The following is a 21,487-nucleotide window of genomic DNA, read 5'->3' on the forward strand; positions in this document are numbered from 1 at the left end:
ACGGGAGAAACTACGGAATGCTGGCTGCCGAGCGACGCGACCACCTGCTGAGCCTGCTCGCCCGCGAGGGCAAGATCGTCGCCAAAGACGTCGCCGCGGACCTGGGCATCTCCGAGGACAGTATGCGCCGCGACCTGCGCGAGATGGCCGCCGCAGGACTGTGCCAACGGGTTTACGGCGGAGCCCTGCCCGTCTCCCCAGCCATCGCGGACTACGGGGCCCGGCAATTCGTCACCCCCGACGGCAAGCAGAAAGTCGCTGCGGTCGCCGCCACACTCGTACGGCCCGGCTGCGCCTTGATCCTGGACGGCGGCACCACCGGCCTCGCCGTCGCCCACACCCTCCCAACGGACCTGGCCTGCATCGTGATCACCCACAGCCCGACCATTGCGGCCGCACTGCTGGACCACCCACAGGCCGAGGTCTTCCTCCTCGGCGGCCGCCTCTTCAAGCACTCGGCGGTCACCTGCGGCGCCGCTGCGGTCGAGGCCGCCCAGAACGTCTCGGCCGACCTGTGCCTGCTCGGCGTCACCGGCGTCCACCCGCAAGCAGGCTTGACCACAGGCGACGCCGAGGAGGCCGCGATGAAGCGCGGCCTAGCCGCACGGGCCGCGGACACCTACATCCTCGCCTCGTCCGAGAAGATCGGCACCGCCTCCCGGTTCCGCGTCCTGCCCTGGGAGGACATCAGCGGACTGATCACCGATGCCGACCCCTCCCACCCGGCCCTTAAGCAACTCACCGCGCACGGCACAGAGATACTGGCAGCCGGCTGACAGCTACGAAGCGAACGGGGGATCACAAGAGATCGAGCCATCGGCCTGCCACTGTGGTTTAGCCATCCAAAGGAATTGACAATTGCTCCCCAGGTGCTGTCGACGGCCCGCATCCGCAGCCGGTTGTAGGCGCCTCGCCAGTTGCCGTACTTCTCGGGCAGGTGGACCCACTGCGGTCCTGTCTGGAACTTCCATGCGATCGCGTCGATCATCTGGCGATGGTCCCGCCACCGGTCACCTCATTGCGGCTTCCGATCTGGGAGTAACGGCTCGATTCGCGCCCACTGCGCATCAGTCAACGGCACACATGAACAAGGGCCCGTGGGGGTGGTTGGAACGGTGCCGCCATCAATCGATCGGCCCAGATCGAAGTCGCCGCACGTCCCGCAGGACTTGTTCCGTTGCTGGCAGCGGGTCGGCACCTGGTCCGGATCCTGACTCGGCTCCGGGCCGAGGCGGACGCGAAGGGCCTGATCACCTGGGAGGTCAACGTGGACTCGGCGGTCTGCCGGGCCCGTCAGCACGACGCCGGCGCGATGAAAAGGGGGACATCCAAAAGGAGCTGCCCGGCGGCGTCTTCGTCGAGCTGGCCGATCATGGCCTGGGACGGCCCCGCGGCGGCCTGACCCTCAAGGTTCATCTTGCCGTCGAGCAGGGGCAGAAGCCCCTGTCGGTCGTTGTTGTGACTGTGTGATCAATCGCTGATGGTCGAGCAGATCGAGTCGTGGTCCGAGGGTGTAGCGGACTTGCATGCCCGGTTCGGGCATCGCTTTGGCAGGTCGGATCCACGTGATCGGACTCTGGACTACCTCATGGGTCAGCCGGGCCCGGACGTCCTCGACCGGCCATGTCGAGGACGTCATGAACTGCTGCAACCGCTGATGATCCACCCCAAGACGCTCGGCCATCGGCTGCATCGACTTCCGCCGACCCTCCAGCAGCAGGTCCCGCAAATACAAGGCGCCCTTCTCCCGCTGGTCCCGCCGCACCAGCGGCGCGAAAACCTCGGCGACGAACTCCTCCAACCGCCCCCTCACCGCAGCAAGCTCCCCAGCCCTCATATAGCCAGCGAACTACCACACAACCGACGTGACAAGACCAGCTAACAAAGCACTACTAACCGACGGGCCGGGTTACCGAGCTGTGAGCAGGACCCAGACCTGGCCGGGGGTGAAGTTCATCGGCTTGCCTGCGAGGGTGGTAAAGGTGGTCTTTGCTTCAGCGTTCGGCCTTGACCATTTTGCCTTGAAGCTCCTGCCGTTCCGCAGGACAGTAGCAGTGCCCTTGCCTATGGTCTTCGTGTAGGGGGAGACGCTCCCCCAGCGGTCCTGAAACCGGGAAGGATGGACGTCAACGCTCTGTACGACCACCGTCGACGTTCCGATGGGGAGGCCTGCCGGAGTGCGGTACACCTCGCCGTCCATCGAAACCATCCACTGATGGTGCTTTCCCGACCAGGTGAAGCTGAAGGTGGCTGCCGGGAACTGCACGGTGTACTCGTTGACTTTGGCGCCGCCTGAAGGTGATGGACCAAAGCGGAAGCCGATATCCTTAGCGTCATCGGATTTCGGGGCCACAGCCTTCACCTTGAAGGGGTTCAGATACAGATTGTGGGGGGCGGAGCGATTCGGATCCCGGGTGAAGGCTAGGGGTGCCGCCTCGGGCGGAAAAGCGAACACCGGCGCCTTCTTGATCAGGGGTTTTAGAGCCGTTTGTGATCCGGAGTAGGCGAGAAGCGGTTTGCCGAACTGGTGCAGTAGCTCGAGATCGGACTCACGTGCACTTCGGACAGGGCCGATCTTAGACGGCAGCCTGGAGGAGTAGACCGCCAGAATACGGCTCTGGCCGGCCTCGACCTGCTCGACGTACACCAGGTCAGCCGCTTCCACCCCGGTATGAGGCCGAGCAGCCCGCACGTTGTCAATTTTGACGGCCAGTACTGGACCGAGCTGCCCCGGTAGACCTGTGAGCGGTGACACTCCTCTATCGGGTACCGGCACAGGAACCGTAGCCGGGGCCGCAGCCGTCACGCCGTGGCCGGACTTCGAAGCGGCGCTGCTTGTATCGGCGGCTGAGGAGTGGCCTGCGGTGCCAAGCAGTAGGGCTGATGAAACAGCGCCTGTGACAGGCAGAAAGAAAAATGAAGAACGGCAGTTGCTGCGGAAGTTGAGCACGATCGGTCTCCAGGAGCGGGGCCTCGCCCGGCACCACCTTCGTCACGCCAGGCGCCCACGGGTCTCGGTCGGCTAACCAAAAACCGAACCGCGGGATCCCTGACGAACTCGCCCGGCAAGGTGGGCGCGGGGTGCCTACACGCGGCAGCTGGTGGCGCAAGCAAGGGTGGCTAAGGGCTGTGTCAGCGTGGGAAATGGCGATGAACGGCAAAGGGTAGAGCTACGGCGTGCCGCCGCCTGATTCAGTCATCACGTAGGCGCCCCGGCTTTCCGGCCGCGCGGAACTCCGTGTCCGCTTCCTTGAGGAGCTGGTGCACTGAAGCGTATGAGCGGCCGGTTCGCTTCGTCAGATCCCGTATCGACAAGCCACCCTCGTACAACGCCCTGGGATCGCGCGCCAGCTGCCCACGCCCAGCGCCTGCAAGCGGGCTATTCCTGCCGAAAAATGGCTCTCCGAGCATTTCGAACTTCCTCAAAGATTGGCATCAGATACAAAAAACCTCGTTGGAAAAATAAATGATCATTCCCCATCTTCCGTCCGAGTGTCTACCTTAAGCGTGAGTAATCGGCACTCAGGATGCCCGTCGGCAGGTCACGCGCATGCCCAGTTAGTCTTGCCGAAGCGGGCCGCGACATGCGGATATGCCAGATCCGAGAAATCGAATGCAATCGCATCTCGTGCTCGGGCGCGGGTGGGTGCTTTACTGGTTGCCACCTTGTGGGGTATGAATACCTCGCCTGACCGCCCAGTGATCAAGACCTGATAAGGCGTCTCAAGCGGAGCCTTCCTCAGCGTTCACGATAATTTTTTGGGCCTATTGGACTCCGGCAAGAATCGTGGTGCTGCCGGGCCTAACCGCGGAACCAAACCACTCTTGCATGCGCTCGGCTGGGGTATCCCAGCAGAGTGTTTTCCCTGGGCGGCTGTTGAGTTCAGCTGAGACTTCGTCCAGGCGCTGCGTATGCCGGGAAAGATCGGTGGACGGGGAAGTACTGCCGTAGCAGGCCGTTGGTGTCTCGTTCGAGCCGCGCTGCCAGGGGCTGCCGGGGTTGCAGACCTCTCACGGCATCTACTCGTCAAGCGGCGGTGGCGAGAAGGTGCGGGAACGCCACCTGTTCTTCGAACATGGTGCGGGTCTGGAGGCAGTGGAAGAGCTGGCCGAGCATGCGGTTGAACAGGTTCCGGAGAGCCGCCGCATGGAGTCGCCATGTGCCCGTCGGCGGCGGTAATGGGCATTGGCGCCGCCGGAGGCGGTGAGGGACGAGAAGGACCACAGGAACCCGGCGTTCAGGAGTCGGTTGTTCTTAACGCGGCGCCGTGCGACGTAGTGGTGCTTGCCTGAGGCCCTGGTGATCGGTGGGGCCCCGGCGTATGCCTTCAGTCCTCTGGCGTCGGCGAACCGGGACCGGTCGTCTCCGATTTCGGCGAGGATGCGGGCGCCGAGCTGGACGCCGAGACCTGGAAAGCTGAGCGTCACCTCCGCGTCGGGGTGCTGCCGGAATGCTTTCTCCGTCGCGTCCGCGGGATCGTCGACGGTGCGGCAGGCGGCGTCAAACTGCCGCAGCAGCCCGAGCATCTGCCTGCCCAGCGCATCCTCGACCAGCTCGGGATGCCTGGCCTGTGATGTCTGGAGGATCTTCTGCCAGCGTTCGGCCTCCGCCTCGATGCCGCGGACCCGGCCGGCCTTTTTTGAGAGCGGTGCAGAGCCGTTGGCGGGTGACCTTCGCCGCCTTGCCGGGCGTCGGGACGACCGCCAGGATCGCGCGAGCCTCGGGACGCGTCAGGCCGTTCTGCCAGCTGGCGACCGCTTCGAGCGCGGCCGGGTAGTACTCCCGAAGCAGGGACTTGAGCTGGTTGCTCAGCTGCTGGCGGTTCCAGACCGCGTCCTGCTGGGCTCGTGCCAGCACGGCCACGGACCGGGCCAGATCGCTGTCGTTGGGCAGTGGCCGGTGCATGTCACGGTCGGTGCGAAGGATGTTGGCCAGCACCAGGGCGTCGCCGGGGTCGGACTTCTTCCGGGAGACTCCGTGGCGGTCGCGGTAGCGGGCGGCGGACATCGGGTTGATGGCATAGACCGGCCGGCCCCCCTGGCGGAGGAAGGCCACCAGCAGACCGCGGTTGGTCTCGATCGCGACCGGGATGGGCTGCGTCTCGGTGTCGCCATGTTCGGCCAGCAGGTCCAGCAGCAGCTGGTAGCCGACCAGGGTGTCGTCGGTCCGTAGCTTCGCGACGGGCTTGCCGGCCTCGTCGGCCAGGGCGACGTCGTAGTGCCCCTCCGCCCAGTCGATTCCGCAGGTGATGGTCAAGTTGTCCCTCCCCTTTCGCTCGCTGATGCGCTGGTGACGAGCGCAAGCGGGCCACGCGGCGTTCTAGGGCGCGTATTGGGTCGTGATCAAAGGTCGGTCCGGGTGAGGTCTTTGATCCAGATCATGGCGGCACGGAGGTGGAGGCCTGCGAGGTAGCTGCGGGGTTCTTGTCGTAGCGTGTGGCGATGCCTCGCCAGGCCTTCAGCTTGTTGATCAGGCGCTCGACGGTGTTGCGTTCCTTGTAGAGGTCGGTGTCGTGGGTGACTGGCCGGCCGCCCCTGCGGCCTTTGTTCTTCCGGTTGGCGGCCTGGTCCTTCTTCTCCGGGATGACTGCCTTGATCCCGCGTTTGCGCAGGTAGGAGCGGTTGTCGCGGGACGAGTAGGCCTTGTCCCCGGCGACCGCGCCGGGCCGGGTGCGCGGACGTCCGGCGGGCCCGCGGACCCGCACCTTCTTGAGCACGGGGATGAACTGGGGGCTGTCCGCGGCCTGCCCCGCGGTCAGGTCAGGGCCAGAGGCCGGCAGCGGCGGTCGGCAGCCAGGTGGATTTTGCTGGTCTGCCCGCCTCGCGATCGCCCGAGCAGAGCTGCTTTCAGACGGAGCTTGCGCCGTCGCCGGACGCGCCGTCGCTCGGCCCGGCCGGGATCCCCGGCGTTGCCGTGTCCGTCTTGTTCCGCCGTGTCGCCCCTTTTTTTGCCGGGCCGCCTCCGCCTCGAGGGCGGCCTTCTCCAGAGCGTCCAGAACCTCCTTCTCTAAGCGCATCCCGGCCGCGTCGTGATGGGCGCGGACCGTCGTGGAGTCCACGCTGACCAGCGACATGTCAGCCCTGCCCCGCCCAGCCGCCTCGGCGATCACGCCTTCCAGCAGTCCCTCAAAGACCCCGCCGTCCCGCCACTGCCTGAACCTGTTGTGCACCGTGGACCAGGCACCGAACCGCTCCGCCATCTCCCGCCACTGCGCTCCCGAACGAAACTTCCAGATCACGCCCTCGAACTGCTCCCGCAGCCGCTCGGGATACGGGCCGTACTCACCAATCGGCAGATACGGCTCGATGAATCCCCACTCATCGTCCGTCAGTTGCGCACGCGTCACACGCACCGGACTACCGGATCCACCCCCGCAGCGAGGGCAGATCCGACAAACCGATCACGACCCAATACAGGCCCTAGTGACCTGAGTCGGAGATTCGTCGTTGGTTGGGTGTGAGTCGTCCTGGACCCAAGGTCGCGCCGTTGTCTGTGACCGATGTCCAGCGGGCAGTGCTCGAGGGGTGGGTGCGTCGCCGTTCAACAGCCCAGGTGTTGGCGTTACGGTCCCGGATCGTGCTCGAGTCTGCCGGGGGACATTCGATTGCGGAGGTGTCGCGCCGTCTTGGGATCGCTCCCGAGACGGTCCGCACCTGGCGGCGCCGGTTCCTCGACAGAGGCGTGGAAGGCCTGCATGACCAGCCGCGACCCGGCGTCCCTCGGAAGATCACCGACGCGGACATCGAGCGTGTGATCGTCAAAACTCTCGAAGAGACACCAAAGAACGCCACACACTGGTCGACCAGGTCGATGGCCGCGGCGACAGGGATGTCGCAGTCGGCGATTTCGAGGATCTGGCGGGCCTTCGCCCTGGCCCCCCACCGGTCCCAGACCTGCAAGCTGTCCACGGATCCGCTGTTCATCGACAAGGTCCGCGATGTCGTCGGCCTCTATCTCGACCCGCCGGAGAAGGCCTTGGTCCTCTGCGTGGACGAGAAGTCGCAGATCCAGGCCCCCGACCGGTCCCAGCCGGTCCTGCCGATGATGCCCGGCGTTCCCGAACGCCGCAGTCACGACTACATCCGAGCCGGCACCACCACCCTCTTCGCGGCCCTCGAAGTCGCGACCGGCAAGGTCATCGAATCCCTCCACCGCCGCCACCGGGCAGCGGAGTTCAAGAAGTTCCTGGCCAAGGTCGACAAGGAGGTGCCCGCCGACCTGCAGGTCCACCTGATCCTCGACAACTACGCCACACACAAGACACCGGAGATCAAGAGGTGGCTGCTGGCGCATCCGCGGTTCCACCTGCACTTCACACCCACCAGTTCGCCGTGGCTGAACCTGGTCGAACGGTGGTTCGCCGAGCTCACGCAGAAGAAACTCAAGCACGGCGCCCACCGCTCGGTCCAGGCCCTCGAACGGGACATCCGGGCCTGGCTCACCGACTGGAACGACCACCCACGACCCTTCGTCTGGACGAAGACCGCCGACGAGATCCTCGACAAGGTCGCCGCCTACTACAACCGAATCTCCGACGCAGGTCACTAGTGCGTCCTGGCTGAACCTGGTCGAGCGGTGGTTCGCCGAGCTCACCCAGAAGAAGCTCAAGCGCGGCGTCCACCACTCCGTCCAGGCCCTCGAACGCGACATCCCAGCCTGGCTCACCGACTGGAACGAACACCCCAGACCGTTCGTCTGGACGAAGACCGCAGACGAAATCCTCGACAAAGTCGCCGCCTACTGCCGACGAATCTCTGACTCAGATCACTAGAATACAGCGCCATATCATGCGCTATTGACCGCGTAGAGCCAGTGCGTCGCGTTCTTCGTAATGGATTCAGCGCCCTGGTGACCACGCGGCGACCATCGGCTGCTGCCCCATCCCTCCCCACTGTTCGTTTCTATGGTCCTGGGGCCTCCGGGACGCGGTATGTCACCCAGGCCGGTAATCCGGTACTGCACGAAACCACAAGGTCCCCACATGCAGTGTTGAGCGGGGCATCCATTTCTCGAGAGCGGTCCGCTCCGCATCCGACATTATAATCTCGGTCTTCGATCGCCCCCTCCGCATCATAGCGGAAGCAAATCGGAATACTAGACCGCGCCGGCTATGTCGCTGAACGTACAGAGCGCTGACCTCATTAGCCGTGAAGGAAATAACGCGCCGACCCTGGCCGCAATCGTCCCAGCGCAGTGGGATGTGGTCTACAAATAATCGTAAATTTTGACATTTCTGAGATATGAAGGAGAAGCCAAATGTCCCTTTTCCGTGACCATCAGATATATGGCATAAGCTTATGGTGTGCGGCCCCTGCAGGGGCCGCACACCATAAGCTTATTGTCGGTGTTCCGACTCAAAAGCAGCGCGGACCTCCGCTGGGATCCTGCCGCGTTCGTTGACCTCGTGTCCATTCGATTTTGCCCACTCGCGGATTTCGGCCGTGGACGGACCGCCGGTGTGTTGCCTTGAAATCTTCTGTGGACGCTTGCCACGCCCGGTCCTTCGACCAGCTTTAAGATAGGGGCCAAATGCTTCGAGCATCTGGTCGTAACTGTCCGGCGAAAGATCAATTTCGTAGCCGACGCCATTCAAAGTGAAGGTGTGCGTGTCACCCTCTGCGGTCTCTTCACCAGTGAGATCGTCGATGAAAATTGTTACATGCCTCTGTGCCATGTACGGGATGATACACCCATAGATGACGCGTTGAGGCCGAGACTCTTAATTGCACTGCTCTGTGTCGACAGTCGGCATCGTCCCACGAGCGCATGGAGAGGCGTGGGGTGCCTATTGTGAGGGCGTTCGCTGTACGGAGGCTCTGACGGGCGACCACGTTCTGTTCATGTTGTTGATGTAGTGCACCGAACGGCTCAATATCGGCGTCTGTACCGATACGGTGGTAAATGCGCGTGAGGTCGACTTTGTGGCCGTCTCGACGTGCCTCCCCGCTACCATATCCGGCCAATCATAGCCGACGGCCTGTGTGTTAGGCCTGTGGTCTTCGGTTGCGAAACTTGTGAGGCTAGCAACAGACAGTTCCCGTCTCGCTGCAGATTGTTGAACTTGACATCTCGGGTCACGCCAGCGGACGTCCCGCCGCGGGTATGCGCACACGAAGTGTACTCGCGAAGGCCCCTCATGGCGTCATGGTGAACCATATTCGAGATGCGGGAGGGGGAGAAGCAGGGACAGCGACGACTTTCGAAGCGTTACGTGCCCTCGGAACTGGCGGCGGGTCTCATCAGCGCGAATCCCGAGAACTCCCGCGAGGCTCCTAGTGACCTGAGTCAGAGATTCATTGTTGGTCTGGCATGGGTCGTCCGGGTCCGAAGATTCCGCCGTTGTCGGTCACTGATGTCCAGCGGGCGGTGCTGGAAGGCTGGTTACGTCGCCGCACGACGGCCCAGGCTTGGTCCAGCGGTCGCGGATCGTGCTGGAGTGCGCTGAGGGCCACTCGATCATGGAGGTGTCACGCCGGTGCGGATCGTGCCGGACACGGTCCGCGCCTGGCGGCGCCGTTTCATCGAGCGGGGCCTGGACGGCTTGTGCGACGACCCGCGGCCTGGTGTCCCTCGGAAGATCACCGATGCCGACGTCGAGCGGGTCATCGTCAATACGTTCGAGGAGACACCGAGGAACGCGACCCACTGGTCGACCAGGTCGATGGCGGCGGCCGCGGGCATGTCGCAGTCGACGGTCTCGCGGATCTGGCCCTGGCGCCGCACCGGTCGCAGACGTTCAACCTGTCTACGGACCCTCTGTTCATCGACAAGGTCCGTGACGTCGTCGGCCTCTACCTCGACCCGCCAGAGAAGGCACTCGTCCTCTGTGCGGACGAGGAGTCACAGATCCAGGCCCTGGACAGGTCCCAGCCGGTCCTGCCGATGATGCCCGGCGCCCCCGAACGCCGCAGCCACGACTACATCCGAGCCGGCACCACCACCCTCTTCGCCTCGCTCGAGGTCGCCACCGGCAAAGTGATCGGCTCCCTCCACCACCGCCACCGGGCAGCAGAGTTCAAGGAGTTCCTCACCAAGCTGGACAAGGAAGTCCCAGCTGATCTGCAGGTTCATCTGGATCCTGGACAACTACGCGACCTACAAGAGGCCCGACATCAAGAAGTGACTGCTGGCCCACCCTCGTTTCCACCTGCACTTCACGCCGACTAGGGCGCGTATTGGGTCGTGATCAAAGGTCGGTCCGGGTGAGGTCTTTGATCCAGATCATGGCGGCACGGAGGTGGAGGCCTGCGAGGTAGCTGCGGGGTTCTTGTCGTAGCGTGTGGCGATGCCTCGCCAGGCCTTCAGCTTGTTGATCAGGCGCTCGACGGTGTTGCGTTCCTTGTAGAGGTCGGTGTCGTGGGTGACTGGCCGGCCGCCCCTGCGGCCTTTGTTCTTCCGGTTGGCGGCCTGGTCCTTCTTCTCCGGGATGACTGCCTTGATCCCGCGTTTGCGCAGGTAGGAGCGGTTGTCGCGGGACGAGTAGGCCTTGTCCCCGGCGACCGCGCCGGGCCGGGTGCGCGGACGTCCGGCGGGCCCGCGGACCCGCACCTTCTTGAGCACGGGGATGAACTGGGGGCTGTCCGCGGCCTGCCCCGCGGTCAGGTCAGGGCCAGAGGCCGGCAGCGGCGGTCGGCAGCCAGGTGGATTTTGCTGGTCTGCCCGCCTCGCGATCGCCCGAGCAGAGCTGCTTTCAGACGGAGCTTGCGCCGTCGCCGGACGCGCCGTCGCTCGGCCCGGCCGGGATCCCCGGCGTTGCCGTGTCCGTCTTGTTCCGCCGTGTCGCCCCTTTTTTTGCCGGGCCGCCTCCGCCTCGAGGGCGGCCTTCTCCAGAGCGTCCAGAACCTCCTTCTCTAAGCGCATCCCGGCCGCGTCGTGATGGGCGCGGACCGTCGTGGAGTCCACGCTGACCAGCGACATGTCAGCCCTGCCCCGCCCAGCCGCCTCGGCGATCACGCCTTCCAGCAGTCCCTCAAAGACCCCGCCGTCCCGCCACTGCCTGAACCTGTTGTGCACCGTGGACCAGGCACCGAACCGCTCCGCCATCTCCCGCCACTGCGCTCCCGAACGAAACTTCCAGATCACGCCCTCGAACTGCTCCCGCAGCCGCTCGGGATACGGGCCGTACTCACCAATCGGCAGATACGGCTCGATGAATCCCCACTCATCGTCCGTCAGTTGCGCACGCGTCACACGCACCGGACTACCGGATCCACCCCCGCAGCGAGGGCAGATCCGACAAACCGATCACGACCCAATACAGGCCCTAAGTGCGTCCTGGCTGAACCTGGTCGAGCGGTGGTTCGCCGAGCTCACTCAGAAGAAGCTCAAGCGCGGCGTCCACCACTCAGTCCAGGCCCTCGAACGCGACATCCCAGCCTGGCTCACCGACTGGAACGAACACCCCAGACCGTTCGTCTGGACGAAAACCGCAGACGAGATCCTCGACAAAGTCGCCGCCTACTGCCGACGAATCCCTGACTCAGATCACTAGTACTCCAGCAGCGTTTTGCTATCTGGCCTGGTCAGGGGAGTCGTGGGGAGTGTAGTGGGAGGGTTGGGTGCCGGTGGTGGTCTTGGCCGGGTGCTCCACCAACGAGTGGATTCGCCGCTGGTAGTGGCAGTGGCGGGCTGTCGCCTGGCGTCTGCGACGCCAAAGTGACCAGCTCAGCACGTGGCGGCGGAGCGCCCGGCCCGGGCGGCCGCCTGGGCCGAGGCGAAGCGCCAGGAGCCGGCGGACTTCTGCCACGGTGAGGGGAACCACGGCGCCGGAACCGTTTCTGCACCCCCCTTTGTCGCTTCGTGGGCCATGACCGCGAGGTAGGAGTGGGCCAGCATCGCCAGCGTGATGTGGCGATACCAGCCCACGTATCGGCGAACTTCGTACTGGTCCAGGCCGCACTCGTTCTTCGCGGCCTGGAAGCACTCTTCGATCTGCCAGCGCATCCCGGCGATCCGCACCATCTCCTGAATGGCTGTCTCGAGCGGTGTGTAGGCGAGGTAGTAGGCGATCTCCTCAGGCTTGCTGAGACTGCGGCGGGCCAGAGCCCACCGGCGGCGCACGGGGGCCTGTCCCTGGTAGTCGAACTCGGCCACCGTGGGCAGCTCCAGGGCCGCCCAGTGGTAGAGCCGTGGCCCCTTGGCGCCGTCGCCGCAGGAGATCGCCTCCCATGCCTCGTCGGGGGCCCGGGCGAAGAGGTGGTCGATGCGCGGGCCGAAAACCTGCTGGGACTTGGGTACTGCGAGCACGTAGCCGAGCCCGGACTGCTCCAGTAGTCGGCGGAAGCGTCCCTCTTGCCCGTATGCGGCGTCCGCTGTCACCCAGGCAATCGGAAGTTCGGAGGCCAGAGCACGCAGGACCAGGCGCTTGGCCAGCTCTCCTTTGGTGGCGAAGCCCCGTTCGTCGGGGACCTTTGCCGCCTGGCAGCGGTCTCGGTCGTCCGTCCAGGACTTGGGCAGATAGAGCTCCCGGTCGACCAGTGCACGGCCGCGGGTGGTGGCGTAGGCGGCGAAGACGCCGATCTGGCAGTTTTCGGTGCGGCCGGCGGTGCCGGAGCACTGGCGCTGGACCCCGGCGGAGGTGCTGCCCTTCTTGATGAAACCGGTGTCGTCGACGACGAGCACCCCTGCTTCCTCGCCGAGATGCTCAGCGACGTAGGACTGGAGGTCGTCACGGACGTCGTCAGCGTCCCAGTTCGCCCTGTTCAGGAGCCGTTGCAGGCCGTCGGGCGTGCGATGGCCAGCGAATTCGGCCAGTTGCCAGCCGTTCTTGCGGCCGACGGGGGCGAGCAGGCCTCGTATGTAGTCCCGTCCGCGGCGCCGCAGGTCGGCGCGGCCGAAACGGTGGCCGATCCGAAGGAACAGGTCCTCGAGTTGTCGTTCCCAGGCCGCGTCCGCGTGGTCGTCGATCACGAAGACAAGCTGTCCACGACTCAGCCCGGCCCATACCTCTCATCCACTCGTTGGTGGAGCACCCGGCCAAGACCACCACCGGCACCCCACCCTCCCACTACACTCCCCACGACACCCCTGACCAGGCCAGATAGCAAAACGCTGCTGGAGTACTAGTGTCCTGAGTCGGTAATTCGTCGACAGTACGAAGCGAGCGATTCGAGGATTTGGTCGGCCGTCTTCGTCCAGACGAACGGTTTGGGGTCCTCGTTCCACGAGTCGATCCAGGTGCGGATGTCCTTCTCCAGCGCCTGGACCGACTTGTGGACGCCTCGCCGTATCCGCTTGTTCGTCAGCTCCGCGAACCACCTCTCGACCAGGTTCAGCCAGGACGAGCTGGTGGGCGTGAAGTGCATGTGGAACCGGGGATGGGCCAGCAGCCACTTCTTGACCGCTGCGGTCTTGTGGGTCGCGTAGTTGTCACAGATCAAGTGGACCTGGAGCCCTGCAGGGATCTCCCTGTCGAGTTTGCCCAGGAACTTCTTGAACTCCTCGGCCCGGTGGCGGCGGTGGAGCGATCCGATCACCTTGCCGCTCGCGGCGTCGAAGGCCGCGAACAAGGTGGTGGTGCCGGCGCGGACATAGTCGTGCGAAGCGCGCTCCGGCACCCCGGGCATCATCGGCAGCACCGGCTGCGACCGGTCCAGGGCCTGGATCTGCGACTTCTCATCCACACACAGGACCAGTGCCCGCTCCGGCGGATCGAGATACAGCCCCACCACGTCATGGACCTTGTCGACGAAGAACGGATCGGTGGAAAGCTTGAACGTCTCCGAGCGGTGCGGCTGCAGCCCGAACGCCCGCCACACCCGCGAAACAGTCGACTGCGACAGGCCCGTCTTCTTCGCCATCGACCGGGTCGACCAGTGCGTGGCGTTCTCCGGCTTCGACTCCAGCGTCCGAGCGATCAGATCCGCGACCTGCTCGTCCAGCACCGTGCGAGGACGGCCAGGACGAGGCTCGTCCGACAGCCCGTCGAGACGCTCCGCAAGGAATCGTCGCCGCCACTTCGACACCGTGTCGCGGGACACCCCGACCCGCTCCACAACTGCACGCGTCGACACCGGGAAGCCGTCCTCCCCGACGTCGTCGCAGGCCAGGATCACGCGCGCCCGCATCGCCATGTCCTGCGCAGACTTACGCCGCCGAACCCAGCCCTCCAACACCGACCGCTCGGCATTAGTCAGATTCAACGGCGCAAGCTTCGGCCCCGGACGCGTCATGACACAACACTATGGGAATTTCAGACTCATGACACTAGGTTCTGTCCGGCGGATCATGCGATCGCCTCGCGTGGACCATTGTGTTGGTCGTGGGGCGGGGTGACCTTACGAATGACGAGTGGGTGCAACTTGTCCCACATCTACCGCAGAGCGGGCGCCGGGGTGGACGTTGGATTGATCACCGGACGGTGATCAACGGTATCCTGTTCCGGGTCCGCACGGGTGTCCCGTGGCGGGACCTGCCGGAGCGGTTCGGGAGCTGGAAAACCGTGTACGAGCGCCACCGCCGGTGGTCGTCGGACGGCACCTGGGAAAGGATCCTCCAGGCCGTCCAGGCCGAGGCCGCATCTCAGGGGTACATCGACTGGAGCATGGTGAGCGTGGACTCCACCTCGTGCCGGGCCCACCAGCACGCTGCCGGTGCACCGCGCAGAACACCCCGTATACCGAAACGGAGACCAACGCCCCGACAGCCCCGCCTCGATGAAGGACTCGGCCGGTCCCGTGGCGGTCTGACCTCCAAGATCCACCTGGCAGGGGAGGGCGGCCGCCGTCGACTGGCCTTCCTGATCACGCCGGGTCAGTGGGGCGACAGCCCGCAGCTGGTACCCGTCCTCGAACGGATCCGGGTCAAGCGCCCGGCGGTGGCCATCCGCGCACCCGCCCCGACCATCTGGGCAGCGATAAGGCGTACAGCTCTCACCGCAACCGCCGATACCTGCACAGACGGCAGATCAAACACACCATCCCGGAACCGAAGGACCAGCGGGCCAACCGTCGGGGCCGCGGCAGCCGGGAGGCCGGCCAGCTGGCTTCGACAAAGAGATGTACAAGCGCAGGAACGAGGTCGAGCGCACGATCAACCGACTCAAGCACTCCTGGGCTGTGGCAACGCGGTATGACAAGCGCGCCTACGTCTTCTATGGCACCGTCACGGTTGCGTCGATCCGCCTTTGGCTCAGGCCATGATCAGTCGGCTTCCAGAGCGTCGGGCCGCTCCTTGAGATCCTCTGCAACGTGGTCCCAGTCCGGGCCATGCATCCACAGATTCTCAGCAGCCTCCCGAAGCAGTGCCGGTTCGTCCGGCCGCTGCAAGAGCACCAGCCGATAGGCGAGATTCCGGATCCAGACCGGCAGGTGGCCGTCCACCAGGTGCGGACAGAGTTCACAAAGTATGGCAAGGATCGAATCCGCGTCAGCGAATGTTACACCGTTTACTGGACAGACCCATCCCGCCGATCACCGACCCACAAGATCTCCGGCTGTAGTACAGGCCCGGTCCGGTAAATCTTTACAGACCCTCGGTAAGGAGATGGTTGAACTGGGGGTTGAATCCTTGCTTGCTGAAATGTCCGCTGAAAAGCACCTTGGTGGTTCCGTAGACCGGGAGAGCGAGTTCGCTGCTGAGCATACGGATGGTAAGCCGGCTGCTGGCGGTGCCGGCGGTCTGACAACCCAGCAGACGGACAGCCGTGATGTTCAGTTCATCCAGCAGTCGGGAGTATGCGAGATCGCGGAAGAAAGCCGATACGGCGGGATCGAGCATGTTGACTACAGTGCTGCCCATGCGCAGGAGGCGGTGTCCGCTGGTGGAGTGACCGATCAGGTCGAGACTGGCGGGGGTATGTGAGCGCGGCTCGCTGTCCTCCAGAATCTGGCGCACCGCGTTAAGGTTCTCAGCGCGCCGCAGAGTACCGCGGCGCGCTGAGTGGTTGAACAGCACAGCCTCGGCGCCGGAGGACAGGACGCTGACCGCTGCCGGGGCGATGAGCATGCTGCTTACTCTCCCATGGACGTGGGCCACTTGGGGATTTACGCGACGGCCGTTGCCACGGAGGAGGTCGCGACGATAGCAGTGCCCGTCATCGCGAAAAGGGCGGCGACGCGGGTACGCCGGCGGGAAGGTGCGGCGGGGGTCAGTTGGACGGCATCCTGGCTTGCCGTATCGACGTCACGAAACTCGCTGGGCTGAGCATTCATAATCTTATTCTCTCTCATGGTTCTACTGGGTGTCAGAGCTGACCGGACCGTAGGAAAATGGCCCCCGTTTTAGGGGCGTCCCCTATACCGATCTCGGTCATTCCAAGGTGGCCCGCGTCGTGTTGTTCGGGCGAGGCCATGTCGATCCACATCGTTTCCGGCTGCACTGCAGAGTCATCCGATCGGTCACGGGGATAGACCGCCAGTCGGGCGAGTGAGCCTCGTTCCTCAAGAATCCTGGCGTGATGCCCGGCGTAGCGGTATCCCGCACGTGCATCGCCCGTACTGGGCTGGTACACCACCGTCGAGTACTCGTAGGACTGTCCGCTCATGCCCTCGGGCGGGCAAGCCGGCTGAACTGCCTCGGGTAAGCCCTCCAGGAGTCGGCGCTCCAAAAGAACCACTCCGGCCAGGTGCAGTTCAGGCCACCGCGGCCCCAGCGTCGTACCTTGCAGCATACCGTTCAGTCCCGCAAAGCAATCATCTACCTGGACCTCACTCCACGGAATCTTTCCAGACGCCGCGGCAAGTGGTGTCCTGTCCAGATCGACAGTGATGAGTCGCCGTGGATCGAACCCATGCTCGGAAGGGTCGTCAGCCCAGAAGGCGCATCTGGAAACACTGTCTACACGACCCAGAAAGGCCCCGAAGGCGGTGAATACACAACGCATCCGAAAGCTCTCCTGTAATTTCGTCAGCGGACGAATTGCGATATTGATCAGGAACTGTTAAATTACCTGCTAGTGAAGCGCTGGCCTGCGGCGTTACTCCGCTGGATCAGGCAACCGCACCATTCCGGCTCAATAACGTGCGGGAATCGCCTCTGAAGAGAGTAAAGGTATGCAGTCGACGACGTTTGTGTATGTAGTACTCATTTTAGGTTACTGATATTCGAGGCCCTGGTTAACGAGTCGGCTGCGTGCGGCGTACCAGATGTATGAGGACTCGAACTCGTGGGCAGTTGAGCCTGGTTGAGGTAGAACGGCGGCGTCTTGCCAGCGTCCATGGCAATCTCCCCGTAGGCCTGGAGGCCTATTCACGGGGCTCACCAGCCCTTTTTATAGAAGGCGAGAGCGGTGATCTTCTTGACGATGAGGGGAAAGGTTTGACGGCAGCGCGGAGTGTGTTGATGATCTGGTTGTCGACCTTGTCCGTGGCGGGCCGTTGCTGTACGGGCGGCTTGCGGCGGCCGGTGAGCGTGCCGGAGCCGAGGTAGCCCAGGTCGCCGATGTCTTCCCGGTTGGCGAACGCCTGGGGGAAGTGGGACTGCCGCCAGGCATAGATGTCGTGGCGCGAGCCCGGGACGGGTGCCGAGACCGTGAGTACATCCCCGGACAGCATGGCCGCGACCTATGCAGGTTGAAGCCGATGTCACGGTGCTTTCCGGAGAACATCGAAGTACCCTCGCTTGCCCAGTCCAACGTGGTCACCAGGGTGCCGTCAATCAGCACGACCCGGCCGGCCGACACCCCGGCAGGATCCGGGACATGTACGGCCAGGACCTTCTCCACCACCGGCAGCAGGGCCGTCCACCGCCTGGAGACAGTGGCCTGGGAGACCCCGAACAGCTCACCGGCAGCCTCTTGGACAAGGTTCTGCCGCAACATGAACAAGACGAGCACCACCGCCTTGTACAGCCCCAGCGCCCACATCCGCTCCGGGCGCCACCGTCTGGTCGATCCTCCGCCAACGCCCGGTGGACCCGCGCCACCAGTCCGTCCAGTTGATCCTTGTCCAGCCCTGTCGTAACGTCCCAGCTCAATGACCCTGCCCCCGTAGTGATCCGATGTCGTCGAAAAATCAGGCTACGGAGCAAGGCCGTCTTCACGATCAAGCAAATCGGGCCAAGAACCCCGGGAATAGGCCTCCGGGGGCGGCCCTGTTCGGCGATAGCGAACCGCCGGCGGCGCCGTCCGGCCGGTACCGCAGCAGCAGCCCCGCCGTTCCAGTGTCAATCCCCTGGAATCGTAGAGACCTCTCGAGACTGTAAGGAATTCGGTGTAACTCCGATCATGGATGAGTGGCGTTTGTGACCAGTGAGAACATAGTCAAGGCGTCTGAGACGGGGTCTGGGCCTACGGCTGCGGATGACCGCTTCATCGAGGAACTTGTGGTCCGGGCCCAGACGGAGGGCTTGCAGTTGACGGGTGAGGGCGGGCTGCTCCGGCAGCTGACGAAGCGGCTGCTGGAGTCCGCTCTCGAGGGTGAGATGACCGGTAACCTCGGGTATGACCGGCAGGATCCGGCGGGGAAGAACGGCCAGAACTCCCGTACCGGCAAGCGGGTCAAGACCGTCATCACCGATGCCGGCCTGGTGACCGTCCAGGTTCCCCGGGACCGTGACGGCGCCTTCGAGCCGCAGATCGTGAAGTACCAGCGCCGGCTGACCGGCGTCGACGAAATGGTCCTCTCGTTGTCGGCGAAGGGGCCTGGCCCGCGGTGAGATCTCCTCGCACCTGGCCGAGGTCTACGGCGCCGACGTGTCGAAGCAGACCGTCTCCACGATCACCGATTCGGTGATGGAGGGCATGGCCGAATGGCAGGCCCGCCCGCTCGACCGCGTCTACCCGGCCGTCTTCATCGACTGCATCAACGTGAAGATCCGCGAGGGCCAGGTCGACCAGCCGCCCGATCTACATGGCCCTCGCGGTCACGGCCGAGGGCAACCGCGACATCCTCGGGCTCTGGGCCGGCAGCGAAGGAGGCGAAGGCGCCAAGCACAGGCTCCGTGTCCTGAACCGAGCTGAAGAACCGCGGCCCCGAGGACATCCTGATGCTGGTTTGCGACGGCTTGAAGGGCCTGCCCGACACGGTCTGGGGAGGTCTGGCCCAAGACCGTCGTGCAGACATGTGTCGTTCACCCGCTGCGGGCTTCGTTCCGCTACGCCGCCCGCCAGGACTGGGACAAGATCGCCAAACCACTCAAGCCCGTCTACACCGCTCCGACCGAAGATGCCGCGACCAGCCGGTTCCTGGAGTTCTGCGAGGAATGGGCCACCAAGTATCCAGCGATCGTCCGGCTCTGGGAGAACGCCTGGGCCGAGTTCGTCCCCTTCCTGCAGTTCGACGCCGAGATCCGCCGGATCCACTGCACCACCAACGCCATCGATTCCGTCAACGCCCGCATCCGCCGGGCCGTGAGGACCCGCGGCCACTTCCCCTCCGAGAACGCCGCCCTGAAGTGCGTCTACCTCGCGGCGATGTCCCTCACCCCGACGGGCACCGGCCGCAAACGCTGGACCACCCGCTGGAAGCGGGCCCTCCAAGCCTTCGACATCGCCTTCGACGGCCCCCTCACCAACAACCGAATCTGGCCCGACCAGCCAACCCAATTACACCAAAAACTCTACAGCCCCAGTTCGAGGCAGCCCACTACGCTGACACAGAACCAGGAGCCGACTGATCACCGGCCATCAAAGCACCGGCAGGAAAGTCGGAACGGTTCATCTCGCTGTCGACCTGGATCAGCTCACCCGGTAGGTCACGTTTGTGGCGGCGGATCGGTTCGCCGGTCAGCCGGTCGAGCCAGGCCACCCGGTTCAGGCCGCGCCGGGTCAGGGTCCGGTGCACGGTCGAGGCGGGCAGGCCCACGAACGGCCGCGTATGGTGTGCAGTCTAGATACCTCCACCACGCCGGAGCTCTTTGGCACGTCGATTTCCCTGCTCCTTGGCCTTTCTTCGTCGCTTGATACGGCACCGAAAATGCTGCAGGAGCAGCACGCCATTAACCTGCCCGCTAAAAATAAGCAGTGATTGCTCATGCCTAAATCTGCTAGGAGGAGTTTCCTGGACTGCGGGGCTGCTGAGCGGGGAAAAGACCTGGGGAGGTCAAAACCGCTATGCAGTAGCTGATGAGAAGCGCCGTGCTACGTGCCACCAGCATGTGCCTCATCCTTGATGTGCCGACAGGTGGGAAAACGCTCCAGTCTGTCGGCGCATCGGGCCTCTTTTCGCCTTTCGGCGCGACCAAGACCGAAACATAAAGGTCGCCAGATGGATTTCCCAGATGCTCCGCAAGGACTGTCTAGTGCGCTCTTGCTCTTTGATTGGCGTACCGCGGGGCGCTTGAGGCCCGCTTTCAGCGCGTATATGTCATGCGTCTCCGCAGCAATTCGAGCTCGAGGCCGCTTCGACCTCCTCTGTATCGGTGGAATTCTCAATCCGGCTTTGATTTAGGGCGTACTTATGTTCCATCCGCAGACGGGCGGGCGCCTGGCAGGGCGCGGCGGGCGGAGCTCAGACACCGCAAGCGGGACTTGATCGCCGACGGCGCTGTGACGCGGCTCCTCGGCCGGGTGCTGGTGCCCGACGCCGGTCCAACGGGCCGTCAGAACTGTGGTGGTGCCTTGTGCAGCAAAGCCCTATCAGGAGACGCTTACCGTGTCAGCGACAACAAGCACCGCAGGGAACAGGACGCCGACAGATCCGGAACAAGGCACTGCGGCCAGTTGTCCACGGGGCAGACGTCCGCTCCCAGCGGCACAGCGCAAGTCTCACAGTTGTCCCAGACCACCACGATCGGGCCGCCGAGCGGGACGTGCGCCGCACCAGCAGGACGCGGTAGTCCTGCCAGGAGAAACTCTTGCGTGCACCTGGGACGGAGATGGGAGCGGCCGCGGACGCGGATGACAGGGTGTGCCCGCGCCGGCCCCAGGTGCGGGCCCGGGGCGGTGTCATCGAGAAGCTGGCCTCGTCCTCGAAGACGATCCAGGCCCCGGACCGCCACTAGGCTTCCACCCGCAGCCCCACCTCCTTCTTCCACAGCTCCACCGCGTGCTCGTCACGCTCGAGGGCTCTGCGGGCTGGCGCCTGCCAGGACCAGCCGTGCCGTTTCAAAAGCCGCCACATCGTCGCCACCGACACACTCACCCGCAGTCGCCCGCGGATCAACGTCTTGATCCGGGCCAGGGTCCAGCCTTCGTAGGCGAAGCCGTGAGCCGACGGTCCATTGCCAAATTCCGCCTCGAGCACGGTGAACTGGGAGTAGGTGACGACCGAGGAGTTGGCCGGGCCCCCCGAGCGCAGGGCTTACCTACGCCCCCGCGCCAGGCACGGCGCCGCTCCGCCGGCCGCACACTCACCCGCAGGTCCTTGGCGATCACGGCGGTCTTCTCGCCCGCCACGAACCGCTCGCCGACCTGAAGCCAGATCCCCTCACGGAACGCCCGATGCTCAGGCCCCTACCCTCCGGATATGTCGCCCCACCGACATACCGCAGAGATCATGAACCGTCACCATTCGACGTCAGCACGAAAATCTCAGTAAGAACCGCTCGCCGTCGGCGGCACTGCATCGGTAAAGACCCGCGACGCCTAGCAGCGAAACCCGTGGCAAT

11 protein-coding genes and 15 pseudogenes are annotated in these 21,487 nt (G+C 64.4%); 8 read left to right on the forward strand and 18 right to left on the reverse strand.

Annotated elements, in window-relative coordinates:
- Window positions 1–17: 17 nt before the first annotated feature.
- Window positions 18–776: a DeoR/GlpR family DNA-binding transcription regulator gene (locus AC2RP6_RS01505; RefSeq protein ID WP_486444437.1), complete on the forward strand. Its 759-nt coding sequence runs from the start codon at window positions 18–20 to the stop codon at window positions 774–776.
- Window positions 777–868: 92 nt separating this feature from the next.
- On the opposite strand, the pseudogene AC2RP6_RS01510 reads toward AC2RP6_RS01505, so the two are convergent.
- Window positions 869–1,000, reverse strand: a pseudogene (locus tag AC2RP6_RS01510) (transposase); the annotation flags it as partial.
- 480 nt (window positions 1,001–1,480) lie between these two features.
- Here AC2RP6_RS01510 and AC2RP6_RS01515 point away from each other — a divergent pair.
- Window positions 1,481–1,606, forward strand: a pseudogene (locus tag AC2RP6_RS01515) (IS701 family transposase); the annotation flags it as partial.
- Here the strand turns inward: AC2RP6_RS01515 and AC2RP6_RS01520 are convergent.
- The 6 genes and pseudogenes from AC2RP6_RS01520 to AC2RP6_RS01545 all read right to left on the reverse strand — a co-directional run.
- Window positions 1,594–1,837, reverse strand: a pseudogene (locus AC2RP6_RS01520) (transposase); the annotation flags it as partial. The pseudogenes AC2RP6_RS01515 and AC2RP6_RS01520 overlap by 13 nt on opposite strands.
- 72 nt (window positions 1,838–1,909) lie before the next feature.
- Window positions 1,910–2,950, reverse strand: coding sequence for a DUF3048 domain-containing protein (locus tag AC2RP6_RS01525; RefSeq protein ID WP_486444438.1), 1,041 nt, complete (start codon window positions 2,948–2,950; stop codon window positions 1,910–1,912).
- A 242-nt stretch (window positions 2,951–3,192) separates the two neighbouring features.
- The gene (locus AC2RP6_RS01530) at window positions 3,193–3,411 is read right to left on the reverse strand and encodes a helix-turn-helix domain-containing protein (protein WP_486444439.1); all 219 of its coding nucleotides are present in this window, start codon (window positions 3,409–3,411) and stop codon (window positions 3,193–3,195) included.
- Window positions 3,412–3,765: 354 nt separating this feature from the next.
- A pseudogene (locus tag AC2RP6_RS01535) lies at window positions 3,766–4,005 on the reverse strand (transposase); the annotation flags it as partial.
- A gap of 22 nt (window positions 4,006–4,027) precedes the next feature.
- Window positions 4,028–5,257 (reverse strand): annotated as a pseudogene (locus AC2RP6_RS01540) (IS110 family RNA-guided transposase).
- Between the two features lie 86 nt (window positions 5,258–5,343).
- Window positions 5,344–6,347 (reverse strand): annotated as a pseudogene (locus tag AC2RP6_RS01545) (IS5 family transposase).
- A gap of 110 nt (window positions 6,348–6,457) precedes the next feature.
- On the opposite strand from AC2RP6_RS01545, the gene AC2RP6_RS01550 reads away from it, so the two are divergent.
- Both AC2RP6_RS01550 and AC2RP6_RS01555 read left to right on the forward strand, forming a co-directional pair.
- Window positions 6,458–7,549, forward strand: a complete 1,092-nt coding sequence (locus tag AC2RP6_RS01550) for an IS630 family transposase (RefSeq protein WP_486444440.1) — start codon at window positions 6,458–6,460, stop codon at window positions 7,547–7,549.
- A pseudogene (locus AC2RP6_RS01555) lies at window positions 7,545–7,772 on the forward strand (IS630 family transposase); the annotation flags it as partial. The gene AC2RP6_RS01550 and the pseudogene AC2RP6_RS01555, both read left to right, overlap by 5 nt.
- A gap of 564 nt (window positions 7,773–8,336) precedes the next feature.
- Here AC2RP6_RS01555 and AC2RP6_RS01560 read toward each other — a convergent pair.
- Window positions 8,337–8,675 carry a histone-like nucleoid-structuring protein Lsr2 gene (locus tag AC2RP6_RS01560; RefSeq protein WP_486444441.1) on the reverse strand — a complete coding sequence of 113 codons (339 nt, stop codon included), beginning with the start codon at window positions 8,673–8,675 and terminating at the stop codon, window positions 8,337–8,339.
- Window positions 8,676–9,485: 810 nt separating this feature from the next.
- On the opposite strand from AC2RP6_RS01560, the gene AC2RP6_RS01565 reads away from it, so the two are divergent.
- The gene (locus AC2RP6_RS01565) at window positions 9,486–9,887 is read left to right on the forward strand and encodes a helix-turn-helix domain-containing protein (RefSeq protein WP_486444617.1); all 402 of its coding nucleotides are present in this window, start codon (window positions 9,486–9,488) and stop codon (window positions 9,885–9,887) included.
- Here the strand turns inward: AC2RP6_RS01565 and AC2RP6_RS01570 are convergent.
- Window positions 9,842–10,072, reverse strand: a complete 231-nt coding sequence (locus AC2RP6_RS01570; RefSeq protein ID WP_486444375.1) for a hypothetical protein — start codon at window positions 10,070–10,072, stop codon at window positions 9,842–9,844. The two genes, AC2RP6_RS01565 and AC2RP6_RS01570, sit on opposite strands and share 46 nt — an antisense overlap.
- A gap of 115 nt (window positions 10,073–10,187) precedes the next feature.
- Window positions 10,188–11,191 (reverse strand): annotated as a pseudogene (locus tag AC2RP6_RS01575) (IS5 family transposase).
- A gap of 76 nt (window positions 11,192–11,267) precedes the next feature.
- Here AC2RP6_RS01575 and AC2RP6_RS01580 point away from each other — a divergent pair.
- Window positions 11,268–11,492 (forward strand): annotated as a pseudogene (locus tag AC2RP6_RS01580) (IS630 family transposase); the annotation flags it as partial.
- A gap of 173 nt (window positions 11,493–11,665) precedes the next feature.
- Here AC2RP6_RS01580 and AC2RP6_RS01585 read toward each other — a convergent pair.
- Together AC2RP6_RS01585 and AC2RP6_RS01590 are read right to left on the reverse strand one after the other, a co-directional pair.
- A complete protein-coding gene (locus tag AC2RP6_RS01585; RefSeq protein WP_486444365.1) occupies window positions 11,666–12,910 on the reverse strand; it encodes an IS701 family transposase in 1,245 nt (414 codons plus the stop codon).
- A 152-nt stretch (window positions 12,911–13,062) separates the two neighbouring features.
- Window positions 13,063–14,172: an IS630 family transposase gene (locus AC2RP6_RS01590; protein WP_486444377.1), complete on the reverse strand. Its 1,110-nt coding sequence runs from the start codon at window positions 14,170–14,172 to the stop codon at window positions 13,063–13,065.
- Between the two features lie 89 nt (window positions 14,173–14,261).
- Here AC2RP6_RS01590 and AC2RP6_RS01595 point away from each other — a divergent pair.
- Window positions 14,262–15,141, forward strand: a pseudogene (locus tag AC2RP6_RS01595) (IS5 family transposase).
- On the opposite strand, the pseudogene AC2RP6_RS01600 reads toward AC2RP6_RS01595, so the two are convergent.
- The 4 genes and pseudogenes from AC2RP6_RS01600 to AC2RP6_RS01615 form a co-directional block, all read right to left on the reverse strand.
- Window positions 15,142–15,390, reverse strand: a pseudogene (locus tag AC2RP6_RS01600) (hypothetical protein); the annotation flags it as partial. It abuts the pseudogene before it with no gap.
- Window positions 15,391–15,463: 73 nt separating this feature from the next.
- Window positions 15,464–15,946 (reverse strand): hypothetical protein, encoded by a 483-nt coding sequence (locus AC2RP6_RS01605; RefSeq protein WP_486444442.1) that lies wholly within the window; start codon window positions 15,944–15,946, stop codon window positions 15,464–15,466.
- A gap of 1,238 nt (window positions 15,947–17,184) precedes the next feature.
- The gene (locus AC2RP6_RS01610) at window positions 17,185–17,493 is read right to left on the reverse strand and encodes a hypothetical protein (RefSeq protein WP_486444631.1); all 309 of its coding nucleotides are present in this window, start codon (window positions 17,491–17,493) and stop codon (window positions 17,185–17,187) included.
- Between the two features lie 167 nt (window positions 17,494–17,660).
- A pseudogene (locus AC2RP6_RS01615) lies at window positions 17,661–17,804 on the reverse strand (transposase family protein); the annotation flags it as partial.
- A gap of 392 nt (window positions 17,805–18,196) precedes the next feature.
- On the opposite strand from AC2RP6_RS01615, the pseudogene AC2RP6_RS01620 reads away from it, so the two are divergent.
- A pseudogene (locus tag AC2RP6_RS01620) lies at window positions 18,197–19,436 on the forward strand (IS256 family transposase); the annotation flags it as partial.
- Between the two features lie 169 nt (window positions 19,437–19,605).
- On the opposite strand, the pseudogene AC2RP6_RS01625 reads toward AC2RP6_RS01620, so the two are convergent.
- Both AC2RP6_RS01625 and AC2RP6_RS01630 read right to left on the reverse strand, forming a co-directional pair.
- Window positions 19,606–19,749, reverse strand: a pseudogene (locus tag AC2RP6_RS01625) (IS481 family transposase); the annotation flags it as partial.
- A gap of 892 nt (window positions 19,750–20,641) precedes the next feature.
- Window positions 20,642–21,302 (reverse strand): annotated as a pseudogene (locus AC2RP6_RS01630) (winged helix-turn-helix domain-containing protein); the annotation flags it as partial.
- Window positions 21,303–21,487: the final 185 nt, after the last annotated feature.

The sequence above is a fragment of the Streptomyces sp. WAC03905 genome, from assembly GCF_057371075.1.